This is a genomic window from Roseovarius sp. MBR-51, from assembly GCF_053628575.1.
This window is the reverse complement of record NZ_JBRJGQ010000008.1, coordinates 105,052-128,011: the sequence shown is the minus strand read 5'-3', so window position 1 is coordinate 128,011 and position 22,960 is coordinate 105,052. Positions and strand designations below refer to the sequence as shown.

Here is a 22,960-nt window from a genome sequence, read left to right as displayed (position 1 = left end):
CAATCCGGCATCGTCGTGAACAAGCGGTTAAGGCCGCTGAAAATACCGGCTCAGAGACGTTCAATCGCCAAGGCAATCCCCTGACCGCCACCGATGCACATGGTGATGATCGCGCGCTTACCCCCGGTCCGCTCCAACTCATAGAGCGCCTTGACCGTGAGGATCGCGCCAGTCGCCCCAACCGGATGGCCAAGCGCGATGGCCCCCCCATTGGGATTGACCCGTGCCGGATCAAGACCAAGCCCCTTGTTGACCGCAAGCGCCTGCGCGGCAAAGGCCTCATTGGACTCCACCAGATCGAAATCCGCCGCTGTCAGGCCGATCCGCTTGAGCAACATTTCCACCGCAGGCACCGGGCCAATGCCCATCACCTGAGGGCGCACCCCGGCATGAGCGTAGCCAAGAATGCGCGCACGCGGCTTGAGACCTGCCGCCTCTGCGGCATCGGCACGCGCAAGCACTAGGGCGGCGGCCCCATCGTTGATACCGCTGGCATTACCGGCCGTCACGGTGCCATCCTTCTGGAACACGGTCTTAAGACCGGCAAGCGCCTCGGCGGTGGTCGCCTTGGGATGCTCGTCAGTGTCAAACGCCACCATGTCGCGTTTCACCCGCACCTCGACCGGCACGATCTGGGATTTGAACCGCCCCTCGCTGATCGCCGCACCGGCACGCCGCTGGCTCTCGAGCGCAAAGGCATCCTGATCCGCACGGCAGATCCCGTGTTCCGCCGCGACATTCTCTGCAGTGACACCCATATGCCCGGTGCCAAAGGGACAGTTGAGCGCCCCCAGCATCATGTCGAGCGTTTTCACATCGCCCATCTTGGCACCCCAGCGTTGGTCGGGGATGATAAAGGGCGAGCGGCTCATGTTCTCGGACCCGCCCGCAAGGCCGAAATCGGCATCGCCCAGCATCAGGGATTGCACGACCGAAACAATCGCCTGCGCGCCAGAGCCGCAGAGGCGGTTGACGTTCATCGCCGGTGCCGTATCCGGAATACCCGCCTCCATCGCCGCCACGCGGCTCACATACATGTCACGCGGTTCCGTGTTGATGACATGGCCAAAGACCACGTGACCGATCTGCCCGCCCTCGACACCAGAGCGCGCCAGTGCCTCGCGCGCCACGATGGCCCCAAGCGTGGTGGGTGGTGTGCCCGCAAGCGCGCCGCCAAAAGTGCCAATTGCCGTGCGGCAGCCGTCCAGAATCACGATGTCGGTCATGGGTATCCTCTCCCCGGGTTACATTGCGGCGAGCCTAGCGTTACGGGCACGCTCATGGCAACGGGGACGTGTCGTCAGACGCATCAATCTTCAGGGACAGAGCGCGATGCGTCCTCTTTCCGTCAAGAGCCAACCGTCGCGCCCCTCGAACACCGCTGGCCAGAGCGGCCGACCATAGGCAGCGCCACCATCGAGGTCGATGCGATTGCCGAAATGGGTGGGCATCTCCAGCGCGGTATGCCCATGCACCACCAACCACGAATGTGCATCCTCATGGTCGAGAAACCCCTCCCTGATCCACATCAGATCCGCCGGATCCTGAGACTCCAGCGGGACGCCGGGCCGGATACCGGCATGGACAAAGAGCACCTCGCCCACCTCTTGCCAGAGCGGCAAACCCGCCAGCCAGTCGCGATGCGCCTGCGGGACCATGCGGCGGGCAGCGTCCCACTGCGGGGCCGCTTCTGTCACCTCGAGCCCGTAGGAGGCCAGCGTCGCGGCCCCGCCCAGACGGTGATTCAGCCAACTGAGTCCAGAGCGGATATGATCCGAGTGGATCACGCCAGTATCGAGGAAATCCATGAACATCTGATCGTGATTGCCGCGCAGCACGGTCCAGGGGCGGCCTTGCGCCTGTGCGGTCATCAGCCGGTCGATCACCGCCCGGCTATCCGGCCCCCGGTCCACCAGATCGCCCAGAAACACGATGCGCGCCTCTGCCCCGCCATCGCGGGCCACAAGATCAAGTGCCGCATCAAGCAAGGCGTCCTGCCCGTGAATATCGGGAATGGCATAGATCGGATCGGTCATGGCCCGTTGAACTCCTGCGTGTCGTGGATGTCCAGAAGGATTCGCAAAGAGCCGCCCAAAAGGGCGGCCCGGCTCACGCGTCACGCAACGTCGAACTTCAACTCGCGGATCTGCTGAAACTTGCCGGTGGCATGCAGTGCCTTGATCGCCGCCTCGGGCACCGGCGCATCGACATACAAGAGCGCGATCGCCTCGCCGCCTGCGTCCGACCGGCCAAGGGTGAAATTCGCGATGTTGACGCCGTTCTCGCCCATGGTCATCCCCAAGGTGCCGATGATACCCGGCACATCCTCGTTGGTGGTATAGAGCATGTGGCGGCCGATTTCGGCGTCGATATTGATCCCCTTGATCTGGATGAAACGCGGCTTGCCATCCGAGAACACCGTGCCGCCAATCGACCGCTCGCGCTTGTCCGTGACCACGGTGATCTTGATGTAACCCTCAAAAGCGCCGGATTTGTCCTGCTTGGTGGTGCTGATCTTGACGCCGCGTTCCTTGGCCACAACGGGGGCCGAGACCATGTTGACCTCGGGGTTGACCGATTTCATGATCCCCGCCACAGCGGCAGAGGTGAGCGCGCCAAGGTTCATCTCGGAGACCACCCCGTCATAAAGAATGTTGATCGCCTTGATCGGCTCGTCGGTCATCTGACCGATGAAATTGCCCAAATGATCCGCCAGCTTGATCCAAGGCCCCATCACCTTGGCCTCTTCCGCCGTCACCGACGGCATGTTGAGCGCGTTGGTGACAGCCCCGGTCAGGAGATAGTCCGACATCTGCTCGGCCACTTGGAGGGCCACGTTTTCCTGCGCCTCGGTGGTGGCTGCCCCCAGATGCGGCGTGCAGACCACATTGGCAAGACCAAAGAGCGGATTGTTAACCGCCGGCTCCTCTGCAAAGACATCAAACCCCGCGCCTGCCACATGGCCGGATTTCAGGAGGTCCGCCAATGCCTGCTCATCCACCAGACCGCCACGCGCGCAATTGATGACGCGCACGCCCTTCTTGGTTTTTTCCAGGTTCTCGCGGCTTAGGATATTGCGGGTCTGATCGGTCAGCGGCACATGCAAGGTGATGAAATCGGCGCGCTTCAGCAACTCCTCGAGCTCGACCTTTTCCACGCCCATCTTGTCGGCCTTTTCCTGACCGAGGAAAGGATCATAGGCGATCACCTTCATCTTGAGGCCCCGCGCCCGGTCACAGACGATGCCGCCGATATTGCCCGCGCCGATCACACCAAGGGTCTTGCCGGTCAGTTCCACCCCCATGAAGGCAGATTTTTCCCATTTGCCCGCGTGGGTCGAGGCGCTCGCCTCGGGGATTTGCCGTGCCACAGCGAACATCATCGCAATGGCATGTTCTGCGGTGGTGATCATGTTGCCAAAGGGCGTGTTCATCACGATCACGCCTTTCTTGCTCGCCGCTTCCTTGTCGATATTGTCGGTGCCGATACCCGCACGCGCGATCACCTTGAGCTTGTGCGCATTGGCAAGGATCTTTTCCGTGACCTTGGTCGCGGAGCGGATGGCAAGACCATCATACTCACCGATCACCTCGGCGAGTTTATCCTTATCCTTGCCAAGTTCGGGGCGGAAATCCACCTCGATGCCCCGATCACGAAAGATCTGGACGGCGGTTTCAGAGAGTTTGTCAGAGACGAGAACCTTGGGGGCCATTGCTGGGCTCCTTGACTGAAAATCTAGAGGGGGAAGACCCGGACTCTTTCAAAGAGTCCGGATCGATTTCTTTTCAAGAAATCGGGATCACGCCGATACGGACAGCGCCGCGATCTCGGTCTCGAACGCCCATTTGATCCACGGCATCAGCGCCGCTACATCGGCGGTCTCGACCGTGCCACCGCACCAAATCCGCAGACCGGCAGGCGCATCGCGATAAGCACCGATGTCATAGGCAACACCTGCCGTTTCCAGCCGCTTGGCAACCGCCTTGGCGAACGCTGCGCCATCGCTGATCCGCGCATCCTCGAACGTCAGACAAACCGAGGTGTTGGAGCGGATCGCGGGATCAGTCGCCAGAAACGCCAGCCAATCGTTTTGCGCCACGAAATCCTCGACCGCCGCCAAATTGGCATTGGCGCGCGCTTGCAGACCCGTCAGACCGCCCACAGACGACGCCCAATCGAGCGCAACAAGGTAATCCTCGACCGCCAGCATCGAGGGGGTGTTGATCGTCTCACCCACGAATATGCCGTCGATCAGCTTGCCGCCCTTGGTCAGGCGGAAAATCTTGGGCAGGGGCCAGGCGGGGGTATAATTCTCCAGCCGTTCCACTGCGCGCGGGCTCAGGATCAGCATGCCATGCGCCGCCTCGCCGCCCAGCACTTTTTGCCAGGAAAAGGTCGTCACATCGAGCTTGTCCCACGGCAGATCCTGCGCAAAGGCAGCGCTCGTCGCATCGCAGATGGTGAGACCCTGACGATCCGCCTTGATCCAGTCGCCATTCGGCACGCGCACGCCAGAGGTGGTGCCGTTCCAAGTAAAGACCACATCCTTGTCGGTATCGACCGAAGCCAGGTCGACGATCTGACCATAATCTGCGGTCTTGACCACGGCATCGAGCTTGAGTTGCTTGACCACGTCCGAGACCCAGCCTGCGCCGAAACTCTCCCACGCCAGCATCTCGACGGGACGCGCGCCCAAAAGGCTCCACATCGCCATTTCCACGGCGCCGGTATCAGAGGCAGGCACGATGCCAATCTTGTAATCGGCAGGCACGCCGAGGATCGCGCGGGTATTCTCGATGGCGGCCTTCAGCTTGGCCTTGCCCACGGCGGCCCGATGGCTACGACCCAAGGGGGCGTCAGACAACATGTCGAGCGTGAATGTGGGGATCTTGGCACAAGGGCCAGAGGAAAAACGCGGATTTTTCGGCCGCGTTGCCGGTGCTTCAATAGCCATTTAGCTACCCTCTCAGATAAGCGCCCCTCGTTGGGGAGGGGTGTCCCACCGACTGAATTACGGCCAACCGGGGTCTTTCGCAAGTGCAGAAATGACGCTAGAACGCCGCTTGAGTGAGAAATTGCGACACAGCGCGCCTACGATCGGAAACCTGCCCCATGTTCACCACCACATTGATCGCAGCACCCGGCGCGCTTGACCCCGCTCTTGCCGAGGCCCTGCGCAATGCCTGGGGGGGCGCCGCCGTGCAATGGCTGGCCCCCGACGAGGCGGCGGAATTCAACATGCCAGAGGTGCCGGGCAACCGGTGGGAGGTCTGGGCGGAACTGCAAAACCAAGCCGTTGATCTGGTGGTTCAGCCCACCGAGGGGCGGCGCAAGAAAATGCTGCTCGCCGACATGGACAGCACCATGATCCAACAGGAATGCATTGACGAACTCGCCGAAGTCGCAGGCGTCGGCGCGCATGTCCGCGCCATCACCGCGCGCGCGATGAATGGCGAGTTGGATTTCGAGGGTGCGCTGATCGAGCGTGTGGCGCTGCTCCGGGATCTGCCCGAAACGGTGATCCAGGACGTTCTGACAAGCCGGATCACCTATATGCCGGGCGGCTCCGCCTTGGTCTCAACCATGCGCGCCAACGGAGCCTATTGCGCGCTGGTCTCGGGAGGGTTTACCGCGTTCACCCAATCGGTCGCGGCGCATCTCGGATTTGACGAGAACCGGGCCAACACGCTTTTGGCTGAGAATGGCCGTCTGCTCGGCGATGTCGCCCGGCCTATCCTTGGGCGCGCGGCCAAGGTGCAGGCGCTCGAAGAAATCAGTGCGCGGCTCGCGATCACAGAGGCCGACGTTCTCGCCGTCGGGGATGGGGCCAATGATCTGGGTATGCTGGGGCGCGCAGGCGCGGGCGTGGCGCTCCATGCCAAACCGAGCGTCGCCGCCGAATGCGACATCCGCATCAATCACGGGGATCTTACGGCGCTGCTCTATATCCAAGGCTATGCGCGGGACGAATTTGCCTGATCGAACAAATCGGGATGTCCCGAGGCGGGTTGATGGCCCCCGCCTCGAGAGGGGAAGAGGAGAGGCGCTCAGGCCCCGATCACCCTTCCGTGGCGGGCAATACGCCCGCATCCTTGGCAGCGGCCATTTCGTCCTCGGTCAGCGCGCCATCGGCATCGGCATCCACTGCCGTAAAGGTATCCGCCGTCGCCTCAGGCATCGCCTGCTGGAACTCGGACATGGTTACATAGCCATCTCCGTCCGCATCCATCGACGAAAATTCGCCAGCGAGGGCCACAGCGGGCAGGCTCATGGCAATCGCAAAACTGGCTGCAACGAATTCCTTGGTCATGTCGGTCTTCCTTCTTTCAGGTTCAGGGGGCGCGGTTGCGCCGCCATGACCATAAGATGGGACCACATTGCCGCGCTGTCGCGGGGTTGATTGAAACCGGGCCAAAAGGCGCGAAATTCAGCCAGACTCAGGGGGTTGCATGCGCGGACCTACGCCGCTCCCTGAGGGCTGGCGAGAAGTGGCGCATGGACAGACCCCCTTTGAGCGATGCAGCGCCGAAACGGTTGCCGCTGGGGACCAGACGGACCCCACCCGAACCAGAGCCGAGTCGGGTCAGGCTATGGCAGCGGCAGGCCGGATCATACCCGTCTCGACCCCGCGCCAATTGACAATCGGTGCATTGCGATACTTGAGCGCGGTTGGATGCGCCGGGTCCAGAACCCCCAACCGCACAAGGATCGAGGCAATCGCACATTCCGCCCCGCGCGTGCCGCCATCGGAGATCTTGAGCGCCACGCCCAGCTTGCGCTGCGGCAGAATCGCGATAAAGAACGCCTCCGCCCCGGTCTTGAGCGCCACAGGCTCGGAACAGGCCCGCATCAATTCGGTGCAAGCCCGCCCCTCCCCGGCCACAAGCGCCGGATGGGCCACCATCGCCTGCCAGAGCCGCACCGCTGCCCGCTCGGCCGCATCGCCACTCTCAGAGGCCCCGGCAAACCACGCCATCGCCCGCGCCATCCCGTGCAAGCTGCTGGCATGATTGGGCGCGGAACAGCCGTCGATGCCATAAAAAGGCGAGGTTTCCCCCGTCACCGTCTCGAACGCCTCCAGCACCGCTCTTTGTACCGGATGGTCAGGGGCGATATAGTCCGGCCCTCCGCCCAGATGTCGGTTGAGAGTCAGAAACCCGGCATGTTTACCGGAACAGTTGTTATGGACCTGACAGGGCGACGTGCCGGAACACAGCAGCGCCTTATGCGCCTCCTTGTCCTGCGGATCATGCGCGCCACAACGGAAATCATCATCGGTCAAACCCAGATCGCCAAGCCAGCGATTGACACGGCTTGTATGGATCGCCGCCCCGTTATGCGAGGCGCAGGCAAGCGCCAGTTGCTCGGTCGTCAGAGCCTGCGCGTCCGCGGCACCGCTGGTGATCAAAGGCAGGGCCTGGATCATCTTGGAGGACGACCGCGGCAGGATGGTCTCAGAGGGATTGCCCCAAGCCTCGACTATAGAACCGCCTGCGTCACAAATCACCGCATGACCCAAGTGCACGCTTTCGGCCATCGGGCCGCGCCAGATTTCGGTCAAGGGGACAGGTTGGCTCATTGATTTGCTCCGGCATAACGAGGGTCTGGGCGGGATGTGCGAAAATCCGCCAATTGCGTCTTTCACTTCTCGCCTGTTTCAGGCTAATATTGCAATGTCGAGACGGGACTGGTCGCATATAAAAATATTCCCGTAAAGGGTGACTGGCGACCCATGAATTTGAGGCTCAGGACAGCTTGGAGGCTGGACATATGGTATCACGAATTGCAGGCAGCATGGCCATCGCACTGGCTATGCTGGTCACACCCGCTGCGCAGGCGCAGGGCACAAGCACCAATCAGGTGGCAACGAGCACCGCATGGAGCGTGTTCGAGGATAATGATCCCCGGGAATGCTGGGCCGTGTCGGCGCCGACAGAGTCGGTCAACACCAAAGACGGGCGCGTCGTTGCGGTTCGGCGGGGCGATGTGCTGTTGATGACCTTTTTCCGCCCCGGTGCCGGCGTTCAGGGGCAGATCACCTTTACGGGCGGCTATCCCTTTGCCGGGGGGTCTACCGTCAACCTCAATATCGGCGGCAGCCAGTTCGAGCTTTTCACCGAAGGTGAATGGGCATGGCCTGCCAGCAGCGACGATGACGCCAAGGTTCTCGCCGCGATGAAGCGCGGGGCCGACGCCGTGCTGACCGCCCGCTCCGGGCGCGGAACAGTGACCAAGGATACGTTCTCGCTCTTGGGCTATACAGCGGCCGTCGAAGAGGCTGAGAAACGCTGCAAGTAAACGATCCGGGATTTCTGGACACAGATCAGAGCGGCGGGCCACATTGGCACCGCCGCTTCTTTTTTCGGTTATGTCGCGCTATGCCTCGTCCGTCAGGATCGCGCTGACCTTGAGCGCACGTTGCACATTGCCCTCGACCTTCAATTTGCCCGACATATAGGCCATGATCGGATTCTGCTCCCCGGACAGGATGTTGCGAAAGACCTCATCACTCGCCCTCAGAACCACATCGGCCGCGTCATCCCCGGCCCGCGCGCCCTCTTCACTCAACATGACGCTGCCGTGATCGGTGATCACCAGCTTGGCCAGCCCCTTGATCCGGCCACGCGCCTTGGGGGTCAGAGTGGTAACATAGTCGTCGATGATCGCGCTCATGGGGTGCTCACTTGTGGTTTCTTGCGGGGGTGATCTTCGCCGGAACGCCGCCCTACGCAAGCGGAACCGCGCGTCAGTCGCCCCTGTGTACAATAGCCGCGTACAAAAGGTACGCCCTGTACACCTCTCACCAGCGTGACAGCGCGTCTTCGTCCTCGTCCCGCGCGGCAACCCAATCGGTGCCTGCCTCGGTCACTTCCTTCTTCCAGAACGGCGCGCGGGATTTCAGAAAATCCATAAGAAATTCAGCCGCTTGAAAGGCGTCTGCCCGATGCCGTGCCGCGGTGGCAACCATCATGATCAGCTCATCGGGATGCAACATGCCGTAGCGATGGATGATCAAAATATCCCCAAGATTCCAACGGCTTGCGGCCTCATTGGCAATATTCTCCAATGCCTTCTGAGTCATGCCGGGATAATGCTCGATCTCCATCGTACTCAGCCGCGCGCCATCAAGGTCGCGCACAATCCCGGTAAACGTCACGACCGCGCCGATACCGGATTGTTTGGCAACAAATGCATTGGCTTCGGAACCGAGATCAAAGGCAGTCTCCTGCACCCGGACATCCATAGGCTAACCCCCTGTCATCGGTGGGAAAAACGCCACTTCCCGTGCTCCAGCAAGAGGGGCGTCAAAATCGCTCAACTCTTGATCCACCGCCACGCGCAACGCGCCCAGATCGGCAAAGGCCGCCTCATACCGCTCTTCGCGGGCCCGCAACTCGTTAACCAAATCCATCACCGTCGCAGGCGGCGTGTCGATCCGCTCTTTCGGAAGGCCGATCCGTTCCCGCACCCACGCAAAATAGAGCACATCCATTATGCATCATCCTTTAGATAAGGGATTGATTTATTGAAGTAATCAAACCCAGTCAGCAGGGTCAGGGCCGCCGCGAACCACAAGAGCCAGATGCCCACATGTCCGGCCCAGACCATACCGGTATATTTCCACATCAGTCCGTGAATGTCATCTTCACGCCCATCCAGAATGGAGATCACCAGTTGATCATCCATGCCAAAGACCGTCATACCAAAGTAGTGCTCGAACACGCCTTGGGCAAATAAGACTGCAATTGCAACCATTTGCGCAGTGGTTTTCCACTTGGCCAATTGCGTCACTTTCAGCGTTCCGGCGGTATCACCCAAAAATTCTCGCAAGCCGGACACAAAAACTTCGCGAAAGAGAATCATCGTGGCTGGCAGCACCAACCATGGCGACATGCTCGAATAGCCCACGATTACCATCAACGCGATCACCACCATCGCCTTGTCGGCAATCGGGTCCAACATCGTGCCCAGCTTGGTCACTTGCTTCCAGCTGCGCGCCAGATAGCCGTCGAACCAATCGGTGATTGCGGCGCTTACGAACAGGATCAAGGCAAACCAATCGGCATAAGGTCTTGTAAAATATAGAAACATAACCGCAACTGCCGGGGCGGCGAGCAGGCGGAGCGTGGTCAGTATATTGGGCAAGGTCCACGTCATGGCCACTGTTCTATCCTGTCCCAGAGCAGAGGGAAAGCGCCCTTGGTACCTAGAAATCACTCAGCCTGCGGGTGGTTTCCGGGTCCATGAATCCGGCGATCGTCGCCTCTGTTTCCAGATCCATCGCGCGGCGCAAATCGGTTAATGCAGTGGCGTTCAAGACACGTTTCATTGCCCGCACCGAAAGGGGCGGCAGAGCGGCCAGACGCCGGGCCGTATCCAGTGAAACTTTCATAAGCTCTTGATCCGGAGTGGTTTTCCATGCCACCCCCATCGTCCGCAACTCGGTCGCATCGTAGCGCCCTCCTAAGAACAGCATTTCGCGCGCTGTGTTAAGACCGACCAGCGCGGGCAGCAGACTGCTCACCCCGCCGGTGACAAAGACATTGAGCGACACTTCGGGAAAGAACCCACGCGCCGATTCGGCCCATATCGGAAAGTCACAGTTGATCGCCCACTCGAACCCCCCTCCCACGGCCCATCCGTTGATCGCGCCGACGACAGGTTTGTTATTTAAAACAATGGCATAGGTGACACGCTGGATCGCGCAAACCAGATCGCGCGCCTCTTCTTCACAGGTCGGATGCACATGTTCACGCCGGTCATCACCGGCACAAAACGCCGTGCCTGCCCCGGTAAAAATGATCGCGCGAGTTTTGGGATCAGCATTCGCATCCTCGAACGCCCGCGCCACATCGTCGATCAACTGACGGTTCATGGCATTCAGACTGCCGGGACGGTTCAGCGTGATACAGCGGACGCCATCCTCCAAGATTTCGCTCAGCACAGTTTTGTATATGAAATCAGTCATTTATGGGCCCTCACCACGCGTTTAGTCTTGCCTTCGGTCAGGGGAAATGTGCCGTGTGGCAGGATTTTGACCCGCGCTGTTGCGCCAAGTTTGGCCTTGATCTCAGAGGCGATAGCTTCGGCCAATCCGTCTGACGCACCTTGCCCCTTGGCCAGTTCCACAGATACCGGCAAGGCGTCATAAGGCGGCGGCGCATTGAGCGTGATCCGGTAATCCCCTGATAACTCGACGAATTCATTGATGACCGCCGCAACCATTGTGGGAAAGAGGTTGAGTCCGCGCACGACAACCATGTCATCCGACCGCCCTACCACCCGGAACCGAAACCCGGTGCGCCCGCAGGTGCAGGGCGCGGTTTCATCCACCGCGATGATATCGCCACTGCGGAACCGCACCAGCGGCTGACAATCGCGCAAGAGATGGGTCAGCACCAACTCGCCCATCCGCCCCGCCTCAAGTGGGAGAGGCGCGCCGGTGTCAGGGTCGATCAGTTCAGGGTAAAGCACATCGGCGGCCATGTAATGCAGGCGCGTGTCCTGTTCGCATTGCGCCGCAAAATTGCAGAACACGTCTGAGACGCCGTAATTGGCATTGCGCGGCTCCATCCCCCAGACATCGCGCAGCCGTGCGCGGAAAGCCGGATCGTCCAACCCCGCCTCGCCACCAAACAGCCCGAGCCGAAGGCCCAGATCACGTGGCCTAAGCCCCGGAAACTTCTCGGCAATCACCCGCTCCAACACAGATGGATAAGAGGGCGTACAGGAAATCGCGGTGATCCCCACCTCCTGAATGGTGCGCACCAATAGCTCGGTGGAGCCCACACCAAAGGGCACCACCATCGCGCCGGTGGCCTGTAAGGTCATGTGATCGGTCAGCCCCCCCATCCACATCTGATAGTTCAGGCAATGCACCACGGTATCCTCAGGCGTAAGGCCAGCGGCGGATTGACAGCGCCCGCCCACCGCCTCTGTCACCGCGCAATCTCGGGCCGAGAGCGCCAGATTCATCGCCTGCCCGGTCGTGCCAGAGGTGCGATGCAGGCGCACTGCGTCGCGCCTCAGTGCAGCCATGTAGTTTCCAAAGGGGGAATGGTCCGCCTGCGAAATTCGTAGCTGCGCCTTGTCCGACAGAGGCAATTCGGGCAGGTCGCGCAGATCGGCGGGGGGTGTGCGCCCCTGCCATAGATCGCGGTAAAATTCCGACTCTGTCGCGACATAGGCGCTCTGCACAGCCCATGCTGCGGCCTGATGCGCGTGCAGGCGGTCAGGGCTGGCAAATTCGGCTTGGTTCAGCAGGCTCATGGCTGCAATCCTCGTTCCCAGATGGTTGTGAGCGTAGCAATCACCGCCGCGCGATCAGTTGATACCTCCGCCAGCCCCGCCTCGCCGGAGAGATAAAGGCTGGAGAAATATTGATCCGTCATGCCCCCCAACGCATAGGCGCGGCGGGTGAGTTCGGCCTCGCTCAACGTATCGCGCCCCTCGCGCGCCAGCCTGCGGCGGGTAGCGGCCACAACGGTGTCGATCCATTCCCGATTAAGCCGATGAAAAGCCGCGCGGGCCGCCGGAAACGCATCAAGATGGTGGATGAGGCATTTCATCAACCCGCGATTGGCCTCGAAGAGGCGGGCGTAGGCCTCGGTCGCGGGGCGCATGCTCCGCTCGGAACTAGCCTGACTGGCGCGGATCATCCCCGCTTGCAGAAACGCGGCGAACCCTTGCAGCAGATCATCGAGCAGATGCGCCTGATCGGGAAAGTAGAGGTAAAAGGTGCCATTGGCGACGCCCGCCTCCTTGCAGATCGCGGCGATGGTCAAATCCGTGAGCGCCGCACGTTCCAAAAGGGCGCAGGCCGCGATGCGGAGCGCCTGCGCGGTGCGGATGCCCTTGGACTCGCCCTCGACCTGCACGGCAAGGAACGCGGGATAGCTCGTTTGATCGGCGGGTGATTGCATGGCGACTCAAAATGAAACTGACGTCATATTCATTTTTAGAACCCAGCCTGTCAACCCGGATAGCCACTGCCCCACTCAACCTCGTTCGTGGAAGAAATCATAGAGCTTCTGCGCCATCGCGTCCGAAACCCCCTCAACTGCGCGCAGGTCGGCCAGATTGGCGCGGCTCACTGCCTTGGCGCTGCCGAAATGCGCCAAGAGCGCGCGTTTGCGCGCGGCCCCGATGCCCGGCACCTCATCCAGCGGCGTGGCCCCCACCGCCTTGGCGCGTTTCGCGCGATGCGTGCCGATGGCAAAGCGATGCGCCTCGTCGCGCAGGCGCTGCACGAAATAGAGCACCGGATCATTATGGCGCAGCGCCATGGGATGCTTGCCCACCCGGTGAAACTCCTCTTTGCCGTGGTCGCGGTCCACGCCCTTGGCGACGCCCACCATTGGGATATCCTCAACCCCCATCTCGCGCATGATACTGGCCACGGCGCTCACTTGCCCCGCCCCCCCGTCGATCAGCAAGAGATCAGGCCATTGGCCTTGGCTGCGGTCTGCGTCCTCTTTCAAGAGGCGCTTGAAGCGGCGAGTCAGCACCTCTTTCATCATCCCAAAATCGTCACCGGGGGTAAGGGCATCACCGCGTATGTTGAATTTGCGATAATGGTTCTTCATCATGCCTTCTGGGCCTGCGACAATCATCGCACCCACGGCATCGGTGCCTTGGATATGGCTGTTGTCATAGACCTCGATCCGCTGCGGCGGGCTGGGCAGATCGAAGGCCTCGGCCAGACCACGCAGCAATTTGCCTTGGGTGGCGGTCTCGGCCAATTTGCGCGCCAGACTTTCGCGGGCATTGCGCATCGCGGCGTCGATCAACTCGGCCTTTTCCCCGCGCAGTGGCACCGTCAGCGTCACCTTGCGCCCCAGCTTGTCGCTGAGCGCCTGCTGCATCAGATCGGCATTCTCGATCGGATGCGACAAGAGCAGGGCGCGCGGCGGTTCCTTGCTGTCGTAGAACTGGCCAATAAAGGCCTCGAGCGCCTCTGCCTCTTCAACATCCACGCCGACGCGGGGGTAGAAATCCTGATTACCCCAGTTCTGGCCTCCCCGAATAAAGAACACCTGCACACAGGCCTGCCCGTTTTCCAGATGCAGGGCGATCACATCGGCCTCGTCCACGGTGCGGGGATTGATGCCTTGGGCGGTCTGCACCTGCGTCATCGCCTTGATGCGGTCACGCAACGCCGCGGCACGCTCAAACTCCATCGTCTCGGCGGCCTCGGCCATTTGTGCCGCCAGCTTTTCCTGAATCTCGGTTGAGCGGCCCGACAGATACCGCTCGGCATCGCTGACCTGCACCGCATAGTCGGCGCGGCTGATCTTGCCCACGCAGGGCGCAGTGCAGCGTTTGATCTGATGTTGCAGACAGGGGCGCGTGCGGCTCTCGAACATCGCATCGGTGCAATTGCGCAACTGAAACACGCGCTGCAACTGCGCCAGCGTCCGGTTGACGGCACCCGCACTGGCAAAGGGCCCGTAATAGGACCCTTTTTCGCGCTTAGCCCCGCGATGCTTCTTGATCATCGGGAAATCATGGCCGGTCACAAGGATATTGGGAAAGCTCTTGTCGTCGCGCAAAAGCACGTTGTAGCGCGGCTTCAACTGCTTGATCAAATTCTGCTCCAAGAGCAGCGCCTCGGTTTCGGTTGAGGTGGTCAGAAACATCATCGACGCGGTTTCCGAGATCATCCGCGCGATGCGCCCGGTATGGCCGGTGGGGCGGGCATAGCTCGACACGCGGGCGCGCAGATTGCGCGCCTTGCCGACATATAGCACCCGCGCCTGCGCATCGAGCATCCGGTAGACCCCCGGTGAGGCATCCAGAGAACGCAGGTAGTCGCGGATTACCTCACAGCCGGTTTTCGGTGTGGTGGTGGGGTCAGTGTCAGGCATTGTCGTCCAAGTATGATTCCCAAAGGGTGCTGCAATGATACCGAACCGAGAGCAAGAGAGAAGCTGTCCACGATTCTTGTGGATAAGTCTGGAGATAAGTTTCAATAAAGTGGAAATTTCCCTTGAATTCGGCTGGCTTCGTTGAGTTGCCTACTTTTTAAGCAGTTTCTCAAGTCTTTGATTTCATGAAAGAAAAATAAAGGCCGCGAACAAAACACTGATAACATTAGCGTTTTTGTAACGGCCATGTGACGAGCCGATGACCAGTGCAAAACTTTTCCGGCAGGACGGGTCCTTTATTCCACACCAAGGACATCCGGGGTCTGCCAGCCAAGGTGCTGGCCCCCATCCACGCACAGCAATTGACCGGTCACAGCCGGCGCATTGAGGAAATAGGCGACCGCCCCGGTGATGTCGGATCCATTCGCGCCGCGCCTCAAAACGGTGGCTTGGCGCTGGTTCTGAAAATGGCTATCGCTCTGGCGATGGCCCTGCAAAGTGGGGCCCGGCCCAATCGCATTGACTCGAATGCGTGGCGCAAGGGCTTGTGCGGCGGTTTGTGTAAAGGCCCATAGGCCTAATTTGGCGATGGTGTAGGTCATGAACTCGGGGGTCAGTTTGCGCACACGTTGGTCGATCATGTTGATCACCAAACCCTGCGCCAACGGCTCACCCTGCGCATCAGGAACGGGGTCAGGCACCTGCCGTGCCATTTCCTGCGTCAGCACGAAGGGCGCGCGCAGATTGCTCTCCATATGCCGATCCCAGCTCTGTCGGCTGGCGCTCTGGATATTGTCATACTCAAAAATTGAGGCGTTGTTGATCAGTGTCGTGATCGGTCCACCAAGCGTCTCGGCGGCGCGGGCCACCAACGCGGTCACTTGCGCTTCTTCGAGCAAATCGGCCTGAAGTGTCACTGCAAGACGCCCCAGAGCGCGGATTTCTTGGGCCACCCCCTCGGCCTCGTCGCTCGAAGAGGCAAAATGCACCGCAACATCATGACCTTGTCGCGCCAGTTCCAGTGCCATCGCCCGGCCCAGGCGTTTGCCTGCACCCGTCACCAAAGCTCGAGTCATTCAGTCTCTCCAATCATATCAGGATGAACGAGACATAGGCCACGTAGGTGAAGGTCAAGACGATGCCCCAAAAGCGATTGATGTCGACCTTGAAGAATACAAAGGGAATGATCAGGAGAGCTGTGCCCAACATGACCCAGAGGTCAAATCTTTGGAACTGTGGGTCCACCGGAATGTTTCCGACCAAAGCGGCCACCCCTATGATCCCCAAGAGGTTGAACATGTTCGAGCCGATTACATTGCCAAGCGCCACATCCGCCTGTTTGCGCAGGGCCGCCATAACCGTGGTTGCAAGCTCTGGAAGAGATGTCCCCACCGCGACCAGCGTTAGGCCAATCACTGCCTCGCTCACACCATAGCGTTCAGCGATGATCGAGGCATTATCCACGAGAATGTCGGCACCAAGCGGAAGACCTACCAAACCAAGCACCAGAAAGGTAATGATCTGCCACCAAGGCATACTTGGATCAGCACCTTCCACATCTTCAATCCCGTCCGCATCGGACAGCGTGGCAATGGCAGCATCCCGGCGATGGGCAAGCGTATCACGAAACGCGTCCACCAACATGAGCGCCAAGGCGGCCAAAAGGATCAGAGCAGCTATCCAATCAAATGTGCCGCGAAAGGCCAGCAGGATGAAGAGCAAAGTTGCCGCGAGCATCTGGAGATAGGATTTAGAACAGCTGCAGCCGCTGGTGTGGAGAACCGAGAGAATGGCGGGTATGCCCAATACAAGCAGGATATTGGCGGTGTTCGATCCCACAACATTGCCAAGCGCCAATCCGGGCTTGTTATCCAGCACCGCATTCACAGAAATCAGCAGTTCCGGCGCGGAGGTGCCAAAGGCCACCACCGTGAGGCTGACGATGAGGGCAGGAATTCCCACCCGCAGGCTAAGGTTCACCGCGCCTTTGACCAGTGCGTCACCGGCCAGCAAAAGGATCACAAGCCCGAGCGCCGATAAGAGCCATGGCATCATTTCAACTTACCTTTTTCGCATGAACAAGGGCCTTTTCCGATGCGGTAGCGGCCGCATTTTGGGCATTTGGCCTCGCTCAACCGCTTCTGCCCCGGAAATCGCAGGCGCCCAAACATCGCCAGCACGCCCATGGCAACCAGAAACAATATGACGATCTTGACCAACACGTCAGAGGCCGAACCTGGCATAGCTTGCCCGTTCCTCGACAATTGACAGAGCATCCTGTGTGAGAGACGCTCCAAACCTTTGAAAGAGACCGCGCTTGCGGCCGTATTTGGAAAACCGGACCTTGTCGCCGTAGAGCGCTTTCATCTTGGGGACCAGATGGCCAATTCCATCGGCGAGCCCCAATTCTATACCGCGCGCGCCAAGCCAGAATTCGCCGGTGAAGAGATCGGGATCGTCCGCCAGCTTGCTTCCGCGCCGAGACTTCACATGGGTGATAAAGGCCTCGTGGATCTGCTCTAGGATACTCTTGAGCCGGGTCACATCCTCGGGCTTTTCCGGCGTGAACGGGTCAAGCGTGCTCTTGGATTTGCCCGCCGTGTAGATGCGCCGTTCGATCCCCTGCCGGGTCAGAAACTCGTTCGCGCCAAAGCCCGCCGATATCACCCCGATAGAGCCCAGCACCGACGAGGCATCGACCCAGATGTCGTCCGCAGCCACCGCCAGCCAATAGCCGCCAGAGGCAGCAACATCCTCGACAAAGGCATGAACCGGGATGCCCTTTTCCTCGGCCAGCCGCCGTATACGGGCGGCGATCAACGAGGATTGCACCGGCGATCCGCCGGGGGAATTTATCACCAGCGCCACCGCCACTGGCTTGCCGCGCGAGAATGCCTTTTCAATGACCGGCCCGATGGTCTCGTCACTCAGAGGCGCGCGCGAGCCGGAGCCGATCATGCCCGCGAGTCGAATGACAGCCACGGTTGGCTTGCGTTTGATAAATGGGATCAATTGTCTCATGCAGCCCGATGTAGAGTGCTGAGCCAAGACAAACAAGGCAGGCCGCGCAACTGACTCCACTACATATGAACATTTCAGACCGCGCCGCGTGAAAAAGATCACGCGGCGACACTCAGGATTTTATCCGGTAGCCGGTCTTGAAAATCAGCCAGACCACGGCGAGGCAAAGGCCAAAGAACAGGCCGACCGCCAGCAGGCTGTAGCCTATGCCCACATCCGCCACACCAAAAAAGGACCAGCGGAAACCCGAGATGAGATAAACCACCGGGTTGAAGAGCGTAACGACTTGCCACGCAGGCGGCAGCATTGAGACCGAGTAAAACGCGCCGCCGAGGAACACCAAGGGGGTGATCACCAATAGCGGAATAAGCTGCAATTGCTGAAAATTCTCGGCCCAAATCCCGATGATGAACCCAAACAGGGCAAAGGAGACACAGATCATCAGCAGGAAGACAACCATGATGACCGGATGCTGAATGTCGAGATCGACAAAGATGCTGGCCGTGATGAGGATGACGGCGCCGATCATGAGTGCTTTGGTGGCAGCGGCCCCAACATAGCCCAGAACGATTTCGAGGAAGTTGACCGGGGCCGAAAGCAACTCAAAAATCGTGCCAATGAATTTCGGGAAATATATTCCGAAAGACGCATTGCTGATCGCCTGCGTCATCACACTGAGCATGATAAGACCCGGCACGATGAAAGCGGCATAGCTCACACCTTCGACCTCTTCGATTCTGCCCCCAATGGCTGCGCCAAAGACCACGAAATAGAGCGTGGTGGAAATGACCGGTGACAGCAGACTCTCAAGAATGGTGCGGAAAAACCGTTTCATCTCGTAGATGTAGATAGCGAGGATCGCATGCAGGTTCATGCCGCATCCTCCCGCACGAGGCCTACGAAGATTTCTTCGAGGCTGCTCTGCCGCGTTTCAATGTCACGCACCGATAGTCCCTCTTCGGCCAATGCCTGCAAGAGCCGGGTGATCCCCGTGCCCTCAGCACGCGTTTGGTAGTTGTAGATGAGCGACTGCCCATCCTCGGCGCGTTCCAAATCATAGATCGCAAGGCTGGCAGGGATTGCGTCGAGAGGGGTCACAAGCTCAATGCGCAGCGACTTGCTGCCCATTCGGCGCATCAATGCCGTCTTGTCCTCAATCAGCAGGATTTCCCCTCGATTGATGACCGCGATGCGATCTGCCATTGCCTCGGCCTCTTCCAGATAATGCGTGGTGAGAATGATGGTCACACCACTCTTTTGCAGATCGCGCACCACCTCCCACATGTCCCGGCGCAGTTCCACATCTACGCCCGCCGTCGGCTCGTCCAGAAAGAGAACGCGCGGTTCGTGGCACAGCGCCTTGGCAATGAGCACCCGCCGCTTCATACCGCCTGACAGTTCCCGTATCCGATTGTTGCGTTTGTCCCAAAGGGACAGTTGCCGTAAAATTTTCTCGATCAGTACTTCATCGCGTGGCTTACCAAATAGGCCGCGCGAAAACCGGACGGTGTTGATTACCTTTTCAAACGGTTCCAACGCGATTTCCTGCGGCACGAGGCCGATCATCGCCCGCGCAGCGCGATATCCAGTGATGATGTCATGCCCGCCAACCGAAGCGAGCCCGCCTGTGGGCGTGGTGATTCCGCACAGCGTAGAAATCAGCGTTGTTTTGCCCGCGCCGTTCGGACCAAGCAGCGCGAGAATTTCACCCTCTTCAATGGCGAGCGTAACATTGTCGAGCGCCGTAAATCCGCCCTTATAGGTCTTGGTCAGACCTTCGACCTTGACGATTGCCGCCATATCCGCCCCCTCTTTTCGTACCCAGAACCTAAACCGCTGGTGACTGAGCGCAACATGCATCCCCGCATAGGCATCTGTGCGCCGATGCGCGGCGTTGCCGATCAGAGAACAGTCTGTTTTTGTGAGTTTGTTCATAGTTTCGCGGCATGCTGTTAGAGTATCGGAGATGACATGTGGCGCGCCTGACGGAAACGAGGATGACGGAATGATCAGACAGATTTTCGCCCTGAGCCTGCTGGTATTGGGGATGATGATGACCCCAACCCCTAGCCGCGCAGAACCGCGCATTCTTGTGATGGGCGATTCTCTCTTGGCGATGCACAAACTGTTGGGGCGCTCTGTCTCTTCCTCGGTTGAGCGGGAATTGCGCGTGCGCGTCACCGACATGTCGGTTGCCGGGGCACGGTTTCTATACCGTCTGCCCATCAGCGGTGCACTTGGCCTCAATATTACCAAGCAATTTCGTCAGGGCGATTGGGATTGGGCCGTGCTGAACGGCGGCGGCAATGATCTCTGGCTTGGCTGTGGCTGCATGCGCTGCGCGGGCAAGCTGGATCGCCTGATTTCCAGCGACGGGCGGCGCGGCGTGATCCCAGGGTTTGTTTCACGTCTACGTCAGAGCGGCGCACAGGTGATCTATGTGGGCTATCTGCGCACGCCCGGTATAACATCACCAGTGGAACATTGCACCGATGAAGGGGCCGAGATGGATCGTCGCGTGGCCCTTCTCGCGGGGCTGGACCGGGGGGTGCATTTCCTGCCCCTCGCCGATATGGTGCCGCACGGCGACCGCTCCTATCACGCCATCGACCTCATTCACCCGTCGTTCAAGGCCAGCCGCCAGATCGGCCAGCGCATCGCGCAGATCATTGTCGCGCATGACGCGGGCACGGTCTCTCGCAACCGGCCTCTGACGGAATGAGAATGCCTTAGGGCATGTTGGGCTACATTGAAATCACAGCCGTCCCGGGCTTGGCCCGGGACCTCGCCTAGGCAACTTGGAGGCCCCGGCTCGAGGGCCGGGGCGATGTAACCCAAACAGACGTAATGTGCTTTAGCTGATCAACCGCTTGAGCCAGCCTTTCTTTTCCGCCTCGGGTTCGGGGTCGTCTTCGGATGGACCTTCGAGCACCTCTTCCAGACGGGCAAAGAACTGATCCGCCATCTTCTTGGCAAAGCCATCCACCAGCCGACTGCCCAATTGCGCGAGCTTGCCGCCCACGCTGGCCTCGACGTCATAGCTCAGCCGGGTGCCGGTCTCGCTATCCTCGAGCCGCACATTGGCACCGCCCTTGGCATAGCCTGCGGCGCCGCCCTTGCCCTCGCCGGTCAAGGTCAGGCTCTGCATCTCGACGATGTTCGAGACCTTGACCATGCCCTTGAACGTGGCCTTGACCGGTCCGACCTTTTGCACGACCGTCGCCTCGAAACCGTCCTCGGGCGTGCCCGTCACCTCCTGCGCACCGGGCACACATTCCTTGAGCACTTCGGGGCTGAGCAGGGCCGCCCAGACCGTCGCCCGATCCGCCTTGATGTCGCGCGCGTCACTCATCTGCATCTGTTATGCCCTCCCGTTCCATGATGCCCGCACCCTAGCGCAGGCCCCTTGCCGCGCCAAGGGAGCAGAAGGTCGGAGCGGTCCGAGGTCTCTGGCCTTCGGTCGCCGCTACCCTTACCCTGCGCCAAAACGGGAGAGGGGCAGAGATGCTGTCAGGACTGCGCGTGGTGGAATTCGAAGGGCTGGGGCCCGCGCCCTTTGCCGCGATGATGCTGGCCGAGATGGGCGCCGACGTCATCGTGATCCACCGCCCCGGCGTAGGCAACCCCGTGGCAGGCGCGCGCAACCTCCTTGATCGCGGCAAACGCTCCATCGTGCTCGACCTCAAGAGCGCCGAAGATGTGGCCACCGCCCGCGCGCTGGTCTCGCGCGCGGATGCGCTGATCGAGGGGTTTCGCCCCAGCGTGATGGAGCGTCTGGGGCTGGGGCCAGAGGCGATGCTGGCCGCCAATCCGCGCCTTGTCTACGGGCGCATGACCGGCTGGGGGCAGGAGGGGCCGCGCGCGCAAGAGGCCGGGCATGACCTCAATTACATCGCCACCTCCGGCGCGCTCTGGTATGCGGGTGCGCCCGGCACGCCACCCCAGACGCCCCCGACCCTGGTGGGAGATGTCGGCGGCGGCGCGCTCTATCTCGTGGCGGGGATGCTGGCGGGACTGATCCACGCCGGGCGCACCGGATTGGGCACCGTGGTGGATGCGGCCATTGTGGATGGTTCGGCGCATATGATGGCGCTCTTGATGTCGATGATGCCCACCGGAAATCTCAGCATGACACGCGGTCAGAGTCTGCTTGATGGCCCGCACTGGAGCGGTGTTTACGCCTGCGCCTGCGGCGGATGGCTCTCGGTGCAATGCCTTGAGCCACAGTTTTACGCGGCGTTTTTGGCGCGTCTCGGCTTGACGGGCGATCCCCGCTTTGCCGCGCAGCAAGACCGCGCGCAATGGCCGGAACAGCGCGCAGCTTTGACCACGCTTTTTGCCTCAAAACCGCTGGTACATTGGGCTGAGGTTTTTGCCGGGTCTGATGCCTGTGTCGCGCCGGTTCTGTCACCTGACGCGGCGGCGCTTGATCCGCATATGGCGGCGCGGGACATCTGGCAGGAGGAGGCAGGCAGCTTGTGCCCCGCGGCCGCGCCACGCTTTGACGGCGTAAGCCGAAGCGTCGCCCCACCGCCCACACGCGGAGAGCATAGCGCCGAAATCCGCGCCTGGCTTGACGCTCCAATCTGACTTTATATTTAAGGACCACACCATGCCCATTTATGTCGATGCCGATGCCTGCCCGGTGAAGGACGAGGTCGAGCGCGTCGGCACGCGGCATGGGCTGCGGATTTTCGTGGTTTCGAACGGCGGTCTGCGCCCCTCGCGCAATCCGCTGGTCGAGACGGTGATCGTGCCGGATGGCCCCGACGTGGCCGATATGTGGATCGCCGAGCGCGCGGGGCCGGGGGATGTGGTGATCACCGGGGATATTCCGCTGGCCGCAAAATGCGTGGCGGCTGGCGCGCTGGTGCTCAAGCACAATGGCGAAGCGCTGACCGGTGCCAATATCGGCAATGTACTGGCGACGCGCGACCTCATGGCCGACCTGCGCGCCGCCGATCCGTTCCGTCAGGGCGGCGGCAAAGGGTTTACAAAGGCCGACCGCTCGCGTTTTCTGGACGCTCTGGAACGGGCGGTGCGGGCTGCGGCCCGTAACATCTGAAGGACCC

Annotated in this window: 26 protein-coding genes; 5 read left to right on the top strand and 21 right to left on the bottom strand. The window is 60.6% G+C overall.

Annotated features, from left to right (window positions below; translation table 11 throughout):
- Nucleotides 1-50: 50 nt before the first annotated feature.
- The 4 genes from ACSSVY_RS13360 to ACSSVY_RS13345 all read right to left on the bottom strand — a co-directional run bounded on the left by ACSSVY_RS13360 (nt 51) and on the right by ACSSVY_RS13345 (nt 4,954).
- A complete protein-coding gene (locus tag ACSSVY_RS13360; protein WP_454270078.1) occupies nt 51-1,226 on the bottom strand; it encodes an acetyl-CoA C-acyltransferase family protein in 1,176 nt (391 codons plus the stop codon).
- A 90-nt stretch (nt 1,227-1,316) separates the two neighbouring features.
- A complete protein-coding gene (locus ACSSVY_RS13355; RefSeq protein ID WP_454270077.1) occupies nt 1,317-2,036 on the bottom strand; it encodes a metallophosphoesterase family protein in 720 nt (239 codons plus the stop codon).
- 80 nt (nt 2,037-2,116) lie between these two features.
- Entirely contained in the window at nt 2,117-3,712 is a 1,596-nt protein-coding gene (gene serA / locus ACSSVY_RS13350) for a phosphoglycerate dehydrogenase (RefSeq protein ID WP_454270076.1), read from the bottom strand.
- Nucleotides 3,713-3,799: 87 nt separating this feature from the next.
- Nucleotides 3,800-4,954, bottom strand: coding sequence for a phosphoserine transaminase (locus tag ACSSVY_RS13345; RefSeq protein WP_454270075.1), 1,155 nt, complete (start codon nt 4,952-4,954; stop codon nt 3,800-3,802).
- A gap of 158 nt (nt 4,955-5,112) precedes the next feature.
- Here ACSSVY_RS13345 and serB point away from each other — a divergent pair, with 158 nt between their 5' ends.
- Nucleotides 5,113-5,979 carry a phosphoserine phosphatase SerB gene (gene serB / locus ACSSVY_RS13340; protein ID WP_454270074.1) on the top strand — a complete coding sequence of 289 codons (867 nt, stop codon included), beginning with the start codon at nt 5,113-5,115 and terminating at the stop codon, nt 5,977-5,979.
- A 79-nt stretch (nt 5,980-6,058) separates the two neighbouring features.
- Here the strand turns inward: serB and ACSSVY_RS13335 are convergent, their stop codons facing one another.
- Both ACSSVY_RS13335 and ACSSVY_RS13330 read right to left on the bottom strand, forming a co-directional pair.
- Complete coding sequence (locus ACSSVY_RS13335) at nt 6,059-6,310, bottom strand: EF-hand domain-containing protein (protein ID WP_454270073.1); 252 nt, start codon at nt 6,308-6,310, stop codon at nt 6,059-6,061.
- Between the two features lie 273 nt (nt 6,311-6,583).
- Nucleotides 6,584-7,579: an asparaginase gene (locus ACSSVY_RS13330; protein WP_454270072.1), complete on the bottom strand. Its 996-nt coding sequence runs from the start codon at nt 7,577-7,579 to the stop codon at nt 6,584-6,586.
- A gap of 215 nt (nt 7,580-7,794) precedes the next feature.
- Between ACSSVY_RS13330 and ACSSVY_RS13325 the strand changes: the two genes are divergently transcribed.
- Nucleotides 7,795-8,298: a hypothetical protein gene (locus ACSSVY_RS13325; RefSeq protein WP_454270219.1), complete on the top strand. Its 504-nt coding sequence runs from the start codon at nt 7,795-7,797 to the stop codon at nt 8,296-8,298.
- A gap of 78 nt (nt 8,299-8,376) precedes the next feature.
- Here the strand turns inward: ACSSVY_RS13325 and ACSSVY_RS13320 are convergent, their stop codons facing one another.
- The 14 genes from ACSSVY_RS13320 to ACSSVY_RS13255 form a co-directional block, all read right to left on the bottom strand.
- Nucleotides 8,377-8,673, bottom strand: a complete 297-nt coding sequence (locus tag ACSSVY_RS13320; protein ID WP_454270071.1) for an SCP2 sterol-binding domain-containing protein — start codon at nt 8,671-8,673, stop codon at nt 8,377-8,379.
- A gap of 127 nt (nt 8,674-8,800) precedes the next feature.
- Entirely contained in the window at nt 8,801-9,244 is a 444-nt protein-coding gene (locus ACSSVY_RS13315) for a molybdenum cofactor biosynthesis protein MoaE (protein WP_454270070.1), read from the bottom strand.
- A 3-nt stretch (nt 9,245-9,247) separates the two neighbouring features.
- Nucleotides 9,248-9,493, bottom strand: a complete 246-nt coding sequence (gene moaD / locus ACSSVY_RS13310) for a molybdopterin converting factor subunit 1 (protein WP_009816614.1) — start codon at nt 9,491-9,493, stop codon at nt 9,248-9,250.
- Nucleotides 9,493-10,158: a CDP-diacylglycerol--glycerol-3-phosphate 3-phosphatidyltransferase gene (gene pgsA / locus ACSSVY_RS13305; protein ID WP_454270069.1), complete on the bottom strand. Its 666-nt coding sequence runs from the start codon at nt 10,156-10,158 to the stop codon at nt 9,493-9,495. The genes moaD and pgsA overlap by 1 nt, the downstream gene beginning before the upstream one ends.
- Before the next feature lie 49 nt (nt 10,159-10,207).
- Nucleotides 10,208-10,969, bottom strand: coding sequence for an enoyl-CoA hydratase/isomerase family protein (locus tag ACSSVY_RS13300; protein ID WP_454270068.1), 762 nt, complete (start codon nt 10,967-10,969; stop codon nt 10,208-10,210).
- Nucleotides 10,966-12,270 carry a phenylacetate--CoA ligase family protein gene (locus ACSSVY_RS13295; RefSeq protein ID WP_454270067.1) on the bottom strand — a complete coding sequence of 435 codons (1,305 nt, stop codon included), beginning with the start codon at nt 12,268-12,270 and terminating at the stop codon, nt 10,966-10,968. Before ACSSVY_RS13295 ends, ACSSVY_RS13300 begins: the two co-directional genes overlap by 4 nt.
- Nucleotides 12,267-12,923, bottom strand: a complete 657-nt coding sequence (locus tag ACSSVY_RS13290; protein ID WP_454270066.1) for a TetR/AcrR family transcriptional regulator — start codon at nt 12,921-12,923, stop codon at nt 12,267-12,269. The genes ACSSVY_RS13295 and ACSSVY_RS13290 overlap by 4 nt, the downstream gene beginning before the upstream one ends.
- A gap of 75 nt (nt 12,924-12,998) precedes the next feature.
- Nucleotides 12,999-14,867, bottom strand: coding sequence for an excinuclease ABC subunit UvrC (gene uvrC, locus ACSSVY_RS13285; RefSeq protein ID WP_454270065.1), 1,869 nt, complete (start codon nt 14,865-14,867; stop codon nt 12,999-13,001).
- 296 nt (nt 14,868-15,163) lie between these two features.
- On the bottom strand, nt 15,164-15,943 hold the full coding sequence (locus ACSSVY_RS13280) for an SDR family oxidoreductase (RefSeq protein ID WP_454270064.1): 780 nt from the start codon (nt 15,941-15,943) through the stop codon (nt 15,164-15,166).
- Between the two features lie 13 nt (nt 15,944-15,956).
- Nucleotides 15,957-16,922 carry a calcium/sodium antiporter gene (locus ACSSVY_RS13275; RefSeq protein ID WP_454270063.1) on the bottom strand — a complete coding sequence of 322 codons (966 nt, stop codon included), beginning with the start codon at nt 16,920-16,922 and terminating at the stop codon, nt 15,957-15,959.
- Nucleotides 16,919-17,110, bottom strand: a complete 192-nt coding sequence (locus ACSSVY_RS13270) for a hypothetical protein (RefSeq protein ID WP_454270062.1) — start codon at nt 17,108-17,110, stop codon at nt 16,919-16,921. Before ACSSVY_RS13270 ends, ACSSVY_RS13275 begins: the two co-directional genes overlap by 4 nt.
- Nucleotides 17,091-17,888, bottom strand: coding sequence for a S49 family peptidase (locus tag ACSSVY_RS13265; protein WP_454270061.1), 798 nt, complete (start codon nt 17,886-17,888; stop codon nt 17,091-17,093). The genes ACSSVY_RS13270 and ACSSVY_RS13265 overlap by 20 nt, the downstream gene beginning before the upstream one ends.
- A gap of 112 nt (nt 17,889-18,000) precedes the next feature.
- A complete protein-coding gene (locus tag ACSSVY_RS13260; RefSeq protein WP_454270060.1) occupies nt 18,001-18,762 on the bottom strand; it encodes an ABC transporter permease in 762 nt (253 codons plus the stop codon).
- Nucleotides 18,759-19,688 (bottom strand): ABC transporter ATP-binding protein, encoded by a 930-nt coding sequence (locus ACSSVY_RS13255; RefSeq protein WP_454270059.1) that lies wholly within the window; start codon nt 19,686-19,688, stop codon nt 18,759-18,761. Before ACSSVY_RS13255 ends, ACSSVY_RS13260 begins: the two co-directional genes overlap by 4 nt.
- A 205-nt stretch (nt 19,689-19,893) precedes the next feature.
- Between ACSSVY_RS13255 and ACSSVY_RS13250 the strand changes: the two genes are divergently transcribed.
- A complete protein-coding gene (locus ACSSVY_RS13250; protein WP_454270058.1) occupies nt 19,894-20,610 on the top strand; it encodes an SGNH/GDSL hydrolase family protein in 717 nt (238 codons plus the stop codon).
- A 132-nt stretch (nt 20,611-20,742) separates the two neighbouring features.
- On the opposite strand, the gene ACSSVY_RS13245 is transcribed toward ACSSVY_RS13250, so the two are convergent.
- Nucleotides 20,743-21,246 (bottom strand): CoxG family protein, encoded by a 504-nt coding sequence (locus tag ACSSVY_RS13245; RefSeq protein ID WP_037276670.1) that lies wholly within the window; start codon nt 21,244-21,246, stop codon nt 20,743-20,745.
- Between the two features lie 146 nt (nt 21,247-21,392).
- Here ACSSVY_RS13245 and ACSSVY_RS13240 point away from each other — a divergent pair, with 146 nt between their 5' ends.
- Nucleotides 21,393-22,478, top strand: coding sequence for a CaiB/BaiF CoA transferase family protein (locus ACSSVY_RS13240; RefSeq protein WP_454270057.1), 1,086 nt, complete (start codon nt 21,393-21,395; stop codon nt 22,476-22,478).
- Nucleotides 22,479-22,500: 22 nt separating this feature from the next.
- Nucleotides 22,501-22,953, top strand: coding sequence for a YaiI/YqxD family protein (locus ACSSVY_RS13235; protein WP_454270056.1), 453 nt, complete (start codon nt 22,501-22,503; stop codon nt 22,951-22,953).
- Nucleotides 22,954-22,960: the final 7 nt, after the last annotated feature.

Bases quoted from the DNA above. Each gene is read 5' to 3' on its own strand.
- ACSSVY_RS13250 (WP_454270058.1), top strand. From the start codon at position 19,894: ATGATCAGACAGATTTTCGCCCTGAGCCTGCTGGTATTGGGGATGATG.
- ACSSVY_RS13345 (WP_454270075.1), bottom strand. From the start codon at position 4,954: ATGGCTATTGAAGCACCGGCAACGCGGCCGAAAAATCCGCGTTTTTCC.
- ACSSVY_RS13335 (WP_454270073.1), bottom strand. From the start codon at position 6,310: ATGACCAAGGAATTCGTTGCAGCCAGTTTTGCGATTGCCATGAGCCTG.
- pgsA (WP_454270069.1), bottom strand. From the start codon at position 10,158: ATGACGTGGACCTTGCCCAATATACTGACCACGCTCCGCCTGCTCGCC.
- ACSSVY_RS13290 (WP_454270066.1), bottom strand. From the start codon at position 12,923: ATGCAATCACCCGCCGATCAAACGAGCTATCCCGCGTTCCTTGCCGTG.
- moaD (WP_009816614.1), bottom strand. From the start codon at position 9,493: ATGGATGTGCTCTATTTTGCGTGGGTGCGGGAACGGATCGGCCTTCCG.
- uvrC (WP_454270065.1), bottom strand. From the start codon at position 14,867: ATGCCTGACACTGACCCCACCACCACACCGAAAACCGGCTGTGAGGTA.
- ACSSVY_RS13255 (WP_454270059.1), bottom strand. From the start codon at position 19,688: ATGGCGGCAATCGTCAAGGTCGAAGGTCTGACCAAGACCTATAAGGGC.
- ACSSVY_RS13315 (WP_454270070.1), bottom strand. From the start codon at position 9,244: ATGGATGTCCGGGTGCAGGAGACTGCCTTTGATCTCGGTTCCGAAGCC.
- serB (WP_454270074.1), top strand. From the start codon at position 5,113: ATGTTCACCACCACATTGATCGCAGCACCCGGCGCGCTTGACCCCGCT.
- ACSSVY_RS13320 (WP_454270071.1), bottom strand. From the start codon at position 8,673: ATGAGCGCGATCATCGACGACTATGTTACCACTCTGACCCCCAAGGCG.
- ACSSVY_RS13240 (WP_454270057.1), top strand. From the start codon at position 21,393: ATGCTGTCAGGACTGCGCGTGGTGGAATTCGAAGGGCTGGGGCCCGCG.
- ACSSVY_RS13330 (WP_454270072.1), bottom strand. From the start codon at position 7,579: ATGAGCCAACCTGTCCCCTTGACCGAAATCTGGCGCGGCCCGATGGCC.
- ACSSVY_RS13275 (WP_454270063.1), bottom strand. From the start codon at position 16,922: ATGATGCCATGGCTCTTATCGGCGCTCGGGCTTGTGATCCTTTTGCTG.
- ACSSVY_RS13270 (WP_454270062.1), bottom strand. From the start codon at position 17,110: ATGCCAGGTTCGGCCTCTGACGTGTTGGTCAAGATCGTCATATTGTTT.
- ACSSVY_RS13260 (WP_454270060.1), bottom strand. From the start codon at position 18,762: ATGAACCTGCATGCGATCCTCGCTATCTACATCTACGAGATGAAACGG.
- ACSSVY_RS13355 (WP_454270077.1), bottom strand. From the start codon at position 2,036: ATGACCGATCCGATCTATGCCATTCCCGATATTCACGGGCAGGACGCC.
- serA (WP_454270076.1), bottom strand. From the start codon at position 3,712: ATGGCCCCCAAGGTTCTCGTCTCTGACAAACTCTCTGAAACCGCCGTC.
- ACSSVY_RS13265 (WP_454270061.1), bottom strand. From the start codon at position 17,888: ATGAGACAATTGATCCCATTTATCAAACGCAAGCCAACCGTGGCTGTC.
- ACSSVY_RS13235 (WP_454270056.1), top strand. From the start codon at position 22,501: ATGCCCATTTATGTCGATGCCGATGCCTGCCCGGTGAAGGACGAGGTC.
- ACSSVY_RS13295 (WP_454270067.1), bottom strand. From the start codon at position 12,270: ATGAGCCTGCTGAACCAAGCCGAATTTGCCAGCCCTGACCGCCTGCAC.
- ACSSVY_RS13245 (WP_037276670.1), bottom strand. From the start codon at position 21,246: ATGCAGATGAGTGACGCGCGCGACATCAAGGCGGATCGGGCGACGGTC.
- ACSSVY_RS13280 (WP_454270064.1), bottom strand. From the start codon at position 15,943: ATGACTCGAGCTTTGGTGACGGGTGCAGGCAAACGCCTGGGCCGGGCG.
- ACSSVY_RS13300 (WP_454270068.1), bottom strand. From the start codon at position 10,969: ATGACTGATTTCATATACAAAACTGTGCTGAGCGAAATCTTGGAGGAT.
- ACSSVY_RS13360 (WP_454270078.1), bottom strand. From the start codon at position 1,226: ATGACCGACATCGTGATTCTGGACGGCTGCCGCACGGCAATTGGCACT.
- ACSSVY_RS13325 (WP_454270219.1), top strand. From the start codon at position 7,795: ATGGCCATCGCACTGGCTATGCTGGTCACACCCGCTGCGCAGGCGCAG.